This is a genomic window from Clostridium sp., from assembly GCF_051278035.1.
Classification (GTDB): domain Bacteria; phylum Bacillota; class Clostridia; order Clostridiales; family Clostridiaceae; genus Clostridium_AD.
Genome location: NZ_JBNMNU010000020.1, coordinates 1 through 12,831, shown reverse-complemented (window position 1 = coordinate 12,831; position 12,831 = coordinate 1). Strand labels below are relative to the sequence as shown.

The following is a 12,831-nucleotide window of genomic DNA, read 5'->3' as shown; positions in this document are numbered from 1 at the left end:
ACTTTAAATCTAAATATAAACAATTGTTTATACTTTGTTTATAAAAAGTATAGAAATGTAATATAAAATAGAATTATGATTGATAGTAAATTTAAAATCGTTGGAGGTTAAAATGCTTAAAATATTGTTTATAATGGTTACTATAGTAACAATGACTGCATTAGTTTTTTTGGTTACCGGCGTAAGATATCTAAAAAATGATAAATATAACAAAACAGGTATTAAATATATACTTGGGGGCACTAGTGTTACAGGGGTATGTATCATATTAAACGCAATACTTTTTATACCCATTTTTTACTAGTTTAAAAAAGTTCGAAATATTTACATGGTTTTCAATAATTTCGTAGAACCCATATAAAATGTACTCAAAAGAGGTATAATAATTATATGGGGAAGAATTTTAATAGGAGATGATAATATTGATGGCTAGCGAATTTTTAGAATACAAAAACTGGGTTGTAGTTGGGGATGTATTAAACCGTTTAAAATATGCTAATAAAATATTAAGTTCCTTAAAAGAAAATGGATTTAACGTGGTGGGTTTGAAACCATCTATTGAGAGTGATGGAGTTTATAACAGTCTAAAAGATATACCATATAAAATAGAAGTTTTAGATTTATGCATTAATCCAATTAAAGGTATTAAAATTATTAAGGAAGCTCATGAGCTAAAAATAGATAAAGTACTTATCCAACCAGGGGCTCAAAGTGATGAAATACTTAACTTTTGCATGGATAATGGAATTGAGGCAATAGAGGGATGTGCGTTAGTAGAATTAAGGAAGAGATAAGATACAATCGTATATAAGAATATAGTAATGGAAAAGATAAAACTCTGAGGAATGCCTTAGAGTTTTATCTTTATAAACTTATACTAAAAGCTTTCTTACAAATACCATTCCCAGGTATTATGAATTAATTATTAAAAAGTGAATTCTGCACGTATCTGATAAGTTTGTGGTATATTACTAGTATGAATAAAAATGCCTAAATATTGTTAACAATTTTAAAAATGCAGAAAGGAGCACTTTAAATGGAGAAAAATATCAATGAAGAGCTTTCAAGTATGTTTGTGATTTTTGGTGGAACTGGTGATCTTACAAAAAGAAAACTCATTCCAGCTATTTTTAGTTTAATGTACGAGAAAAGATTACCTGAAAATTTTACAATAGTATCTATAGGAAGACGTGAAAAAACAAATGAGGAATACAGACTAGATATGTATGAATATGTAAATAAATTCTCTAGATTTCCTGTGAATGATGAGTTGTGGCTTAAATTCAGTAATAGAATTTTTTATAAGAAATTTGATTTTACTTCAGATAATGAGGGGTACAAGGAGTTAGATTTATATTTAGAAGCAATGGAGTCAAAGTACTTAACTGGAGGCAAAAGATTATATTATTTAGCCGTTGCTCCAGAGTTTTTTGAAGGAATAATTAGAAATTTAAAAAACAATGATATGGTATGTAAAGATACTGGTTGGCAAAGGATAATGATTGAAAAACCTTTTGGATCAAATCTAGAAACAGCTAGAATTTTAAATGAAAATATTTCTAAGCTTATACCTGAAAAGGATATATTTAGAATAGATCACTATCTAGGAAAGGAAATGATTCAAAATATATTAGCAATTAGATTTGGTAATTCATTATTTGAACCATTATGGAATGCAAATTATATTGATAATATTCAAATTACGTCCAGTGAAGTTTTAGGAGTAGAGAACAGAGGGGCTTATTATGAAAATTCTGGTATTTTGAAAGATATGCTTCAAAGTCATATTTTACAAATATTAACTATGATTGCTATGGAACCACCAGTGGATTTTGAACCTGAATCTATAAGAGATGAAAAAGTTAAAGTGTTACGTTCATTAAGACAGTTTACTTCAGAGTCTTTTGGTGAAAATATTGTTAGGGGTCAATACGGACCGGGCGCTGTTAATGGTGCGAAGGTGGTAGGGTATAGAGAAGAAGACAAGGTGTCTAGAACTTCCAATACAGACACTTTTATAGCTTTAAAGACTTGTATTAATAATTTTCGATTTGGAGGAGTACCTATATATATAAGAGCAGGAAAAAGAATGAATACTAAAAGCACTGAGATAGTTATTCAATTTAAAAAACTTCCTGGAATTAATTATTATAAGGAGTTTAATGGAATTTCTCATAATCTTTTAGTCATAAAAATTCAGTCAGATGAGGGCTTTTTCTTCCAGATAAATGCTAAAAAACCTGGTAGTGATTTTAAAATGGAAAAAGTTCAATTAGATTATTGTCAAAGTTGTAGGAATTTAAATGATTCACCTGAGGCCTATGAGAGACTAATACTTGGAGCAATTAGAAATAATTCATCACTGTTTACTAGATGGGACGAAATCGAATATTCTTGGAAATTTATTAAAAGCATTGAAAATGAATTTGAGAATAACACACCTGATTACCCTAATTACTCAGCAGGGACTAAAGGTCCAAAGGAAGCAATAGATCTAATAGAGAAGGACGGCAGGCAGTGGTGGAATACAGGTGCTGATTAAGGGGGCGTAGCATGATTATTTATGACATATCAATGACTATTGAAAAAAGTATGGGGGTATACAAGAATATAGAAGAAAAAAGACCTGTAATTAAATTTGATAGGAAAATCCCAAAGGATAGTATTAATGAATCTAGTATGTGTATGAATTTACATACGGGAACTCATATTGATGCACCGTATCATGTAGATGATATGGGGGCTACAATAGAGTCTATTGATTTAACTAAACTTATTACAAAGTGTAGAGTGTTGGATTTAACAAAGGTAGAGAATAGGATAACAAAAGAAGAACTTATTGATGAAAATATTGAACAAGGTGAATTCTTATTGTTTAAAACTATAAACTCTTTTACTGAAGAATTTGATCCTAATTTTGTCTATGTTGAAAAAAGTGGTGCCGAGTATTTAGCCCAAAAGGAAATAATTGGCGTGGCAATAGATTCTTATGGAGTAGAAAGGGCTCAGCCAGGACATGAAACCCATAAGATTCTTTTTAATAAGGGAATAACTATTATAGAAGGGGTTAGACTAAAAGAAATTGAAGAAGGCGAATATTTCATGTGTGCACTACCACTTAAAATTAAAGGAGTAGATGGCGCTCCTGCTAGGATAGTTTTAATTAAAGACTTAATATAAGTATAAAAGGTATGGAATTAAAACTATACCTTTTTTCTTCGCTTATCGTAAATTAGAATCCTTGAGTAGTAATCTTAAAGTATGTAAAAAATTGCATTGATTAGAAAAATAGAGTATTATTAACCTAATAAATTGTTTATATTAAATATGTTTTAATTTTTTTAAATGTGAAAAGTGTGAAAAGGTTGGTGTCTAAATGCTAGAATTAAGTGACATTACTATGACTAAATCATCAAGTATAGAGCGGAAAATATATTCAAAGTCTTCGCTTATGGCTATAAGTCACGGTCTTGAAGATATGATTGTTGAGTTTAAACTAAAGTCAGAGCTTTTTGTAACGTTTCAAGAGTTTAAATTTTTTATGGTGGAATTTGAAAGATATAAAATTCTTGATTCTTTATGCAAAAAAGTTTATATATTTGCTCGACATATAAATAGAGATAGTATAAAAAGTTTTAAAAATACAGTATTTATTGAACTTGATGAAGGTGACCCACTGGTGAACGATTGGGATATTGTAATTAATCATACTGAACATCCCGTTGTTTTTTTTAGTAAAGAGATATTTTATTTTGAACCTGTGAAAGAGGATCAATTAAGAAAATTTAGTGGCTTTTTAAGTTTTTCATCAGATATATTGATTGAAACATTAACAGTAATGAAAAAAAAATTAAGTAAATATGGTATTAATTATAATCTACTAGGTGTGGACCATAAAAATAATGATCAAGATATAATGACTAGAAAAATGAGCTTTTTCCTGAATAGGACACTTAGCGAGATAGAAAATAAAAATTCACAATTAGTAGACAAGAATACTTTGCTTGAAAATGCACTTAGTGAAAATGGAGAACTTACAAATGAAATTATAAAGCGTTTATGTTATTCAGCTGAATACAAAGATGAAGATTCAGCATTGCATATGGTTCGAGTGAGTTTTTATGCATCAATTTTATATGGAATGATAGAGACATCAAAAGAAAAAATTAAGTTAATAAATTATGCAGCTTTGATGCATGATATAGGGAAAATAGGTATTGCAGATTCAATTCTATTAAAACCGGGAAAGTTAACATCGGAAGAGTTTAATATAATGAAAATCCATACAATAAATGGTGCAAGGATTCTTAGTAATTCAAAAAGAGATGTTATTAGAATGGGTTATGAAATTGCACTGAACCATCACGAAAAATGGGATGGTAGCGGTTACCCAGCAGGGCTTACGGGTAACGATATACCCTTGACTGCAAGAGTCGTAGCTATTGCAGATGTTTTTGATGCATTATCTACAAAACGGGTTTATAAAAGTGCTTATCCAATTGAAACTTGTATAGAGATGTTAAAGCAACAAAAAAATAAACATTTTGATGGTGAATTATTAGATTTGTTTTTAAATAACATTTGTAAAATACTGAAGTATAAAGAAAGTATCGAACTAAAATTTAATGGACCAACAAGTGAAGATGTTTTTACAGAGTTTTTTAGTGAATCTATGAATTTTAATATTCAATGTAGTTAATAATTAATATGGAAATGTTATACTTTACAAAAGAAGGAGTGGAAATAATGATTATAAACGAAAGAATTGAAGAGTTAAGAAACCTGATGAGAGAAAGAGGTATAGATGCATATATAGTACCTAGTTCAGATCCACATCAAAGTGAATATGTAGCGGAGTATTATGCTGCTAGAGCTTTTATAACAGGATTTAAAGGTTCAGCTGGTACTGCAATTATAACTTTAAAGGACGCTAATTTATGGACAGACGGAAGATATTTCACACAAGCAGAAACGGAATTAAAAGATACTGGTGTGACTTTATTTAGAATGGGAGATAGTGGAGTGCCAACTGTTGAGGCGTTTTTGAAAGAATCGCTACATAAGGGAGCAAAGGTTGCTTTTGATGGAAAAGTTATTTCAGAAGAGTATTTTAGAACTTTAACGAAAGTCGTAGAAAGTAGTGAATTTACTTTTGAAGTTAATGAAGATTTAATAGATAAAGTTTGGAAGGATAGACCAAAACAACCTAGCAGTCAGGTAGTTCTACATGATGTAAAATATGCAGGAAAGTCAAGAGAGGAAAAACTTTCTGAAGTAGTCGGTGAAATGAAGAATATGGGAGCAAACTACTATGTTATATCAAGCCTTGATGACATAGCGTGGCTATTAAATATTAGAGCAAGAGATGTTAAATGTAATCCACTAACAATAGCTTACTGCGTTGTATTAGAGGATAAATGTTGTTTATTTATTGATGATTTTAAAATTAGTTCAGAGGTTAGGACTGAGCTTGAAAAGGCTAATGTAGAAATAATGCCTTATGATAGCATAGGAAAATTCTTAGAAAATATTAAAGTAGGGACAATATTACTTGATGCAGCAAAAACCAGCACCTTCATATATAGTTCCATAAATATTAAAATTGTAGAGGCTATGAATATAACTACAAGACTTAAGGGTATTAAAAATGATATTCAAGTCCAAAATATTAGAAATGTAATGGTACGTGATGGTGTCGCTATGGTTAAATTTATTAGCTGGCTAAAGAAAACCATAAAGTCGCGTAATATTACCGAAATAGAAGCAGCAGATAAAATAGAGGGATTAAGAAGAGAAGGGGATAATTTCTATGATTTAAGCTTTGGATCAATTTCAGCTTACAGAGGAAATGCTTCTATGCCTCATTATTCTGCTACGGAAAAGAATCAAGCTACTATAGTGCAAAAGGGACTTTATTTATTAGATTCTGGTGGTCAATACTTAGATGGAACAACGGATATTACAAGAACACTAGCTGTTGGTCCCTTAACTGAAGAAGAAAGAACAGATTTTACGCTAGTATTAAGAGGCATGATTGATTTAACATTACAAAGATTTTTATATGGGACTACAGGTTCAAACTTAGATATTATAGCTAGAATTCCACTTTGGAATGCAGGTATGGATTATAAACATGGTACAGGACATGGAGTAGGTTTCTTCTTAAATGTTCACGAGGGACCACATAGGATAGCTATGGTGCCAAGCACTATTGTGCTAGAAAAAGGAATGGTAGTGTCCAATGAACCAGGAGTTTACAAAGCAGGAAAGCATGGTATAAGAATAGAAAACCTAGTTGTTGTGGGGGAAGAGGAGAAGACGGAGTATGGTGGACAATTTATGAAATTTGAAACTTTAACACTTTGTCCTATAGACGTGGAAGCTATGGATGTATCTTTACTTACACCTCAGGAAAAATCATGGCTAAATAATTATCATAAAACTGTATTTGATAAACTTTCTACCTATTTAAAGGGAGAAGAACTAGAGTACTTAAAGAGGGCAACGGTAGCAATATAATTGGATTAAGAAGAGTTAAAGAAATGCAAATGCATACCTTTAACTCTTTCTTATTAAAGTGGTGGTAGATTAAAGCTCTATTATCACAATCTTATGGATATTAGCTTTAAGTAGTGGATAAAATATATATGAGAGGTGATTATAATGGGTAAAATAATAGCTTATTATACTATGCCACATCCCCCCATAATAATTTCAGAGGTAGGGCGTGGAGAGGAAAAAAAGATAAAAAATACATATGATGCTTGTGAGAAAATTGGCGTGGAAATAGCTGAATTAAAACCAGAGGTAATAATAGTAGTTACCCCACATGGTCCTATGTTTTCAGATGCTATAGCACTTTCTTTTGAAAATTCTATAGCAGGAAGTTTAAAGCAGTTTAGTGCTCCGGAAGTTTCAATGGATTTTTCGATAGATTTAGATTTGACACAAAAAATTATAGATAAGTCTTATGAACATGATATACCTACGGCTGAGGTAACTGGTAATTTAATTAAAAAATATGGAAAAGAATATGAATTAGATCATGGAACTATAGTTCCACTGTATTTTATCAAAAGTAAATATAATGTTTTTAAGCTTGTACATATTACATATGGAGGGCTTAGTCCCATTCAATTATATAAATTTGGTAAACTTATTAAGGAAGCTGTAGAGGAAAGTAATAAAAATGCTGTGTTTATTGGTAGTGGGGATCTTTCTCATCGCCTTAAAGATGAAGGGCCTTATGATTATAACCCAGATGGAGAAAAATTTGATAGCAAGATAATAAAACTATTAACAAAAGGTGATGTAGCAGGGGTATTTGGCATGAACTGCGAAATGATTGAAAATGCTGGGGAATGTGGCTTAAGATCATATTATATAATGCTTGGAGCAATGGCAGGCAATAGAATAAAGGGAGAACTTCTTTCCTATGAAGGTACCTTTGGAGTTGGATATGCTGTAATGAAATTTCAGCTTGAAAATAGTGACAGAGATATACTATCAGAAATTATAGGAGAGAAAAGAAAAAAATATATGCAAAGAGTTGATAATGAAGATGTTTATGTTCGGCTTGCCAGAGAAAGTCTTACTCATTATATAATAGAGGGTGAGTTCATGGATACGCCGAGCTATGTAACAGAGGAAATGATAAATAATAAAAGAGGAGTTTTTGTGTCTCTTAAAAAATTCGGACATTTGAGAGGGTGTATAGGTACCATTTTTCCTGTTACAGCGAGCACTTCAAAAGAGATAATGCGAAATGCTGTTGTAGCAGGGGAGGATGACCCAAGGTTTAGCCCAGTAGTTGAAGGGGAGCTAGAGGATATTGTCTTTTCCGTGGATGTTTTAACTGAGCCTATAGAAGCTTTAAAAGAAGAACTAAATCCTAAAATATACGGAGTGGTTGTAAGAAGTGGAAGAAAGAGTGGTCTTCTATTACCAGACCTTGAGGGGATTGATACAATAGATGAACAGTTAGAAATTGTGCTAAATAAAGCATCAATTTCTCCAAATGAAGATTATACCATAGAAAAATTTGAGGTTATTAGGCATAAATAGGGGTTGTGATCATGAAAAAAGAAGCATTGTTTTATGAAAAACAAGAAGGGGAAATAGGATGCAAACTTTGCCCTCATAACTGTCTTATTGCGGAGGGTGATTATGGTAAATGTAGTGTAAGGCTAAATAAAGAGGGAGTGCTTTACACAATAAATTATGGAGAGATAACTTCTATAGCGCGGGATCATATAGAAAAAAAGCCGTTATATCATTTTAAACCGGGTAGTAATATACTTTCAGTAGGAAGCTTTGGATGCAATTTTAGCTGTGGATTTTGTCAAAACCACTCCATATCACAAGGGAGAGCAGGCAGCGAATATATACCTCCAGAAAAATTAGTGGAGATGTGCAAGGGTCTTTGTGATAATGTGGGAGTAGCATTTACTTACAATGAACCTTCTATTTGGTATGAATATGTATACAATGCTTCAAGGCTATTAAAAGAATCCATTAAAGATATAAAAATAGTGGTGGTTACTAATGGTTATATAAAAGAACAACCATTAAAGATGCTTCTTCCATATGTGGATTCTATGAATATTGATTTGAAAGCCTTTAATAATAAGTATTATAAGGATATTTGTGGAGGAACTGTTAGGCCTGTAATGGATACTATTGAGATATCATCAAAAGAGTGTCATGTGGAGGTAACTACACTACTCGTAAATGGAGAAAATGATTCTAGTGCGGAAATTGAGGGAATTGCAGTTTTTTTAGCCTCGGTAAATAAAGATATTCCACTTCACCTATCAAGATATTTTCCAAACTATAAGATGGAGATTCCTGCCACTAAACTTGATGTAATGTATGAAGATAGAGATATAGCAAAACAATATCTTAACTATGTATACTTAGGTAATGTAGCGGGTACTGATAACTCAACATATTGCCCTGAGTGCGGTTATAAGCTTGTCGAGAGAGATGGGTATATTGTACATGTTAATACTCATGAAGGTATTTGTCCAAAGTGTGGATTCAAAATAAATATTATTATTTAAATATAATTTAAAGAACTAGAGCATCTAATCATTAGATGCTCTAGTTCTTTTATGAGTCTTATTTAACTTTAAGTACAAACACATGCGGCGTAAGCCTACCGCTTTCAATTTTTATCTCTTGAAGAAGTTCAAGCTGAAGATCATCCGCCAAAACTTCTTTAAATAGTTGTTTTTCTATGGTGTAAACAAATGCCATTCCACCTGGTTTTACAAGACTAGGAATTTTAGTTACAAATTCACTATAAAGTTCCGAGTACTTGTTATGAGTGGTAGACTTATTGTCAAAAGGCATATTTGTTATAAGCTCATCAAAAAGTTCAGTAGGGACATACTCTAATATATCTTCAGCTATTAATTCTATGTTCAAGTTAGCTGACTTGGAATTAATTTCGGCAGCTGATATAGCTGTTCTAAATATATCAACTCCAGTTAAAGTTTCAAATTCTTGCAATTTAGCTCTTTCAATAAGCATTGTGCCAGTTCCGCAAAATGGGTCTATAATTTTAGCACTAGGGGTTAACCATTTTTCTATGGACTTAGCTACAATAGCCGCAGTTACCGGGTTTATTGATGTTGCTATATCATTTTTTCTATAGCTAAACCTATTATCTTTGAAGGAATACAGCTTAACGTATACACTACAGAGATTATTATTTTCAATTATTCTAATTTCAACTTCATAGGAAGAAGGACTGTTTTTTAAATTTCCAGAAGATTTCTCATCCAGTTCTCTAGATAAGCTTTTTATAAACTCGGCCCTATCTCTGTTATAATTCATAGTTCTAAATTCAACTCTGTACCAAAAGGGTGAATTAGAATCGTCATCATGACAATCACTTAGAAAATCTACGATGTTTGCATTTATTATCTCATCAGCTATTATCTTATAATCCATTTCTAGGTTTTTACACTCATCTAGTGGATACAATAGCTCATAAAAGGTCCTACAGGTATAGACTTTATCTAAATCTTTTTCGTGAATGATTATGCCATCATCTAAAAGATTACCTTCAATGGAGTGTTCCTCAAGTTCTCGAATGGTGTGTTGATACTGATAATTCATAACCGTAAGCAACATAGGTACAGGGTTTTTAAATCCTGTGAATTTATGGAGCACAGTAGGGGATAATTTATCTATGGCTCTTGTAAAGGCAAGCTTTTCCTCGTTAATATGCTTATTAGTTGTTACGAGGGTGCTATCTTCATTGCAAGCTTTTTCATTTGCTAATACATTTTCATACATGTTATTTAATTTATCTGCGTCAACAAAGCTACCACAATTACCGATTGCAAGTACATAAGAATATCTTACAAAGAGTTTATCCTCAGAGTAATAGGCGCTATATAGCGCATCTAAATACTCTGAGTCTCCTAGTTCACCAATAACACCACATACGTTCTTTCTCACTTTTGGATCTGAATGCGTAAGAAGGGCGCTAAGTTTTTCTTTAGAATTTCCAATAGTTCTTCTTAACATTCCTTTGGGTTTTTCCTTTTTTAAAATATCTCTTACAACAGAAAGAATTGCTCTTGGCTCTTCCTGGGTTATAACCTTTGACCATAAGGTGGGAATTGAATTATTATAATCTAAGGATAGTTTATTAACTATTGCAGATCTCTGTTTATCATCTGCAGTTTTTAGACTCTCTAAGAGTGCTTCTACTGTATCATTTATTTCTATCATTTGTTTCACCTCATATGTTTTAATTTAATAACTATAAGTATACCCTATATTTTGTGGTTACGGGGGGATATTAGTGTTTTATCTGTTTTTATTATATTCTAGGAACATAAATCCTGATTTTTTTTACAATGAATACCTTTTGAACAATAATCATAAGTACTATTCTTATTCATACATACAATTTTTAGTGGAATGATTAATTTTTTAGCAAAGAAAAGGTAATTAACAAAATAAAAGGTTAGTTTTTGTTTAAAATAACCAAAGATTAGGGTATTATAATAGTATAAGAAAAAATTGCATTACGGTTCATCAAAAAAAATATTAACAAAACGGAGGATTTTAATATGAATGAAACACTAAAAAACATAAGGAATAGAAGAAGCACTAGGGCATTTTTACCAGAACAACTTGTCGATGAGGATGTAAAAAAAATAATAGAGGCAGGTATTTATGCACCAAGTGCCACCAATAAGCAACCATGGCACTTTACAGTAGTACAAAATAAAGATATCATAGATAGATTAAGTGTTGCTTTTAAAAAAATTGCAAGTAAATCTGATAATGAATATATTAGGAGATTTGCTGATAATGAGATGTTTCACGTACTTTACAAAGCACCAACAGTAGTACTAGTATCTGGAGATGAAAAAGATGATTTAGCTTTAGTTGATTGTGCAGCAGCTGTAGAAAATATGCTTATAGCTGCGGAATCTTTAGAAATTGGATCTTGTTGGATAGGTCTTATTGCATATCTTTTAAATAGTGAAGAGGGAGCAGAATTTGTTAAGGAACTTGGAATACCAGAAGGCTTTAAACAAATCCATGCAGTATGCCTTGGACATAAGAGAATCATTATAACCACCGCACCAGCAAGAAAACCGAATACGGTTAATTATATAAAATAAAAAGCAAAAACAGCAGAATTGATTAATTTTGCTGTTTTTTTTTGCTTAAATAGGCTAAAAACTGTGGTAAGGTATATATTATAATTATAGTCATATAAGGGGGGAGTTATAATGTACGATAAGGTTATAGAATCAGTAAATTACATAAAAAACAAAGTGGAAAACAAACTAGTAGTTGCGGTAATTTTAGGGTCAGGGCTAGGGGATTTAGCTAGTATGGTGGAGAATAGTGTGTTCATTGAATATAAGGATATTCCTAATTTCCCACAAACCACTGTGCCAGGCCACGTTGGACGATTAGTTTTTGGAACAATTAATGGAGTAGAAGTTGTGTTAATGCAGGGGAGATTTCATTACTACGAGGGATATACAATGAAAGAGGTTACTTATCCTGTATATGTTATGCAACAGCTAGGTATAAAAAAGCTTATTGTAACAAATGCTTGCGGTGGAATAAATACAAGCTTTAGTCCTGGTACACTAATGATTATTAACGATTTCATCAATCTTATTAGTGATAATCCGTTAATTGGAGTTAATGATGAGAGATTTGGTTTGAGATTCCCGGATATGTCAGAACCTTATAAAATAGAACTTATTGAAAAAGCAAAAGTTATTGCAAATGACATTGGTGTGGAATATAAAGAAGGTGTTTACGCTGGCTTTATGGGTCCATATTACGAAACTGCTGCGGAAATTAGAGCTATTAGAAGACAAGGCGCAGACGCAGTGGGTATGTCAACAGTTCCTGAAACAATAGCAGCAAACTACTTAGGAATGGATGTACTTGGAATTGCTTGTATAACAAACATGGCTACAGGAATACAGAAAGTTAAGCACTCTCATGATAGAGTAGTGGAAATTGCAAAAAGATCATCTGTGAATTTGTCTAAGTGGGTGGCTAAAGTTATTGAAGTTATTGGTTAGTAGAATAAAAAGCATCAAGATCATAAGATCTTGATGCTTTTTATAGGAAAATATATTTGTTATTTATTTGTTTCTTTTAGTTTTGCTTTCTTAGCTCGTCTTTCATTAATTGTATACCATAAATCTGCATTATTAATTCCCAACTTCTTAGGATCGAAAGTAAATGTATCCATTGTTTTTCCTTCTTTCAATTGAGCTTCGTAGTCTTTTAAAACTTTAAGACCAATCTTTCCAAGGATTATTATGGCAATAA

At 31.7% G+C, this 12,831-nt stretch carries 11 protein-coding genes and 1 pseudogene; 10 read left to right on the top strand and 2 right to left on the bottom strand.

Features of this window, described 5'->3' with window-relative positions; genetic code table 11:
* Nucleotides 1-112: 112 nt before the first annotated feature.
* The 8 genes from ACJAX4_RS04840 (at nucleotide 113) to amrS (ending at nucleotide 9,062) form a co-directional block, all read left to right on the top strand.
* A complete protein-coding gene (locus tag ACJAX4_RS04840) occupies nucleotides 113-304 on the top strand; it encodes a hypothetical protein (protein ID WP_435788328.1) in 192 nt (63 codons plus the stop codon).
* A 118-nt stretch (nucleotides 305-422) separates the two neighbouring features.
* Complete coding sequence (locus ACJAX4_RS04835) at nucleotides 423-794, top strand: CoA-binding protein (protein WP_435788327.1); 372 nt, start codon at nucleotides 423-425, stop codon at nucleotides 792-794.
* A gap of 242 nt (nucleotides 795-1,036) precedes the next feature.
* Nucleotides 1,037-2,542, top strand: a complete 1,506-nt coding sequence (gene zwf / locus ACJAX4_RS04830) for a glucose-6-phosphate dehydrogenase (protein ID WP_435788326.1) — start codon at nucleotides 1,037-1,039, stop codon at nucleotides 2,540-2,542.
* Nucleotides 2,543-2,553: 11 nt separating this feature from the next.
* On the top strand, nucleotides 2,554-3,180 hold the full coding sequence (locus ACJAX4_RS04825) for a cyclase family protein (protein WP_435788325.1): 627 nt from the start codon (nucleotides 2,554-2,556) through the stop codon (nucleotides 3,178-3,180).
* A gap of 196 nt (nucleotides 3,181-3,376) precedes the next feature.
* Entirely contained in the window at nucleotides 3,377-4,699 is a 1,323-nt protein-coding gene (locus ACJAX4_RS04820; protein ID WP_435788324.1) for an HD domain-containing phosphohydrolase, read from the top strand.
* 47 nt (nucleotides 4,700-4,746) lie between these two features.
* Nucleotides 4,747-6,519 carry an aminopeptidase P family protein gene (locus ACJAX4_RS04815; RefSeq protein ID WP_435788323.1) on the top strand — a complete coding sequence of 591 codons (1,773 nt, stop codon included), beginning with the start codon at nucleotides 4,747-4,749 and terminating at the stop codon, nucleotides 6,517-6,519.
* A gap of 144 nt (nucleotides 6,520-6,663) precedes the next feature.
* Nucleotides 6,664-8,064: an AmmeMemoRadiSam system protein A gene (amrA, locus tag ACJAX4_RS04810; RefSeq protein ID WP_435788322.1), complete on the top strand. Its 1,401-nt coding sequence runs from the start codon at nucleotides 6,664-6,666 to the stop codon at nucleotides 8,062-8,064.
* An 11-nt stretch (nucleotides 8,065-8,075) separates the two neighbouring features.
* Nucleotides 8,076-9,062 carry an AmmeMemoRadiSam system radical SAM enzyme gene (gene amrS, locus ACJAX4_RS04805; protein ID WP_435788321.1) on the top strand — a complete coding sequence of 329 codons (987 nt, stop codon included), beginning with the start codon at nucleotides 8,076-8,078 and terminating at the stop codon, nucleotides 9,060-9,062.
* 58 nt (nucleotides 9,063-9,120) lie between these two features.
* Here amrS and ACJAX4_RS04800 read toward each other — a convergent pair whose 3' ends face one another.
* Nucleotides 9,121-10,746: a methyltransferase domain-containing protein gene (locus tag ACJAX4_RS04800; protein ID WP_435788320.1), complete on the bottom strand. Its 1,626-nt coding sequence runs from the start codon at nucleotides 10,744-10,746 to the stop codon at nucleotides 9,121-9,123.
* 344 nt (nucleotides 10,747-11,090) lie between these two features.
* Between ACJAX4_RS04800 and ACJAX4_RS04795 the strand changes: the two genes are divergently transcribed.
* Together ACJAX4_RS04795 and ACJAX4_RS04790 are read left to right on the top strand one after the other, a co-directional pair.
* Nucleotides 11,091-11,651 (top strand): nitroreductase family protein, encoded by a 561-nt coding sequence (locus ACJAX4_RS04795; RefSeq protein WP_435788319.1) that lies wholly within the window; start codon nucleotides 11,091-11,093, stop codon nucleotides 11,649-11,651.
* A gap of 111 nt (nucleotides 11,652-11,762) precedes the next feature.
* Nucleotides 11,763-12,578 carry a purine-nucleoside phosphorylase gene (locus ACJAX4_RS04790; RefSeq protein ID WP_435788318.1) on the top strand — a complete coding sequence of 272 codons (816 nt, stop codon included), beginning with the start codon at nucleotides 11,763-11,765 and terminating at the stop codon, nucleotides 12,576-12,578.
* Between the two features lie 59 nt (nucleotides 12,579-12,637).
* On the opposite strand, the pseudogene ACJAX4_RS04785 reads toward ACJAX4_RS04790, so the two are convergent.
* Nucleotides 12,638-12,831, bottom strand: a pseudogene (locus tag ACJAX4_RS04785) (hypothetical protein); the annotation flags it as partial.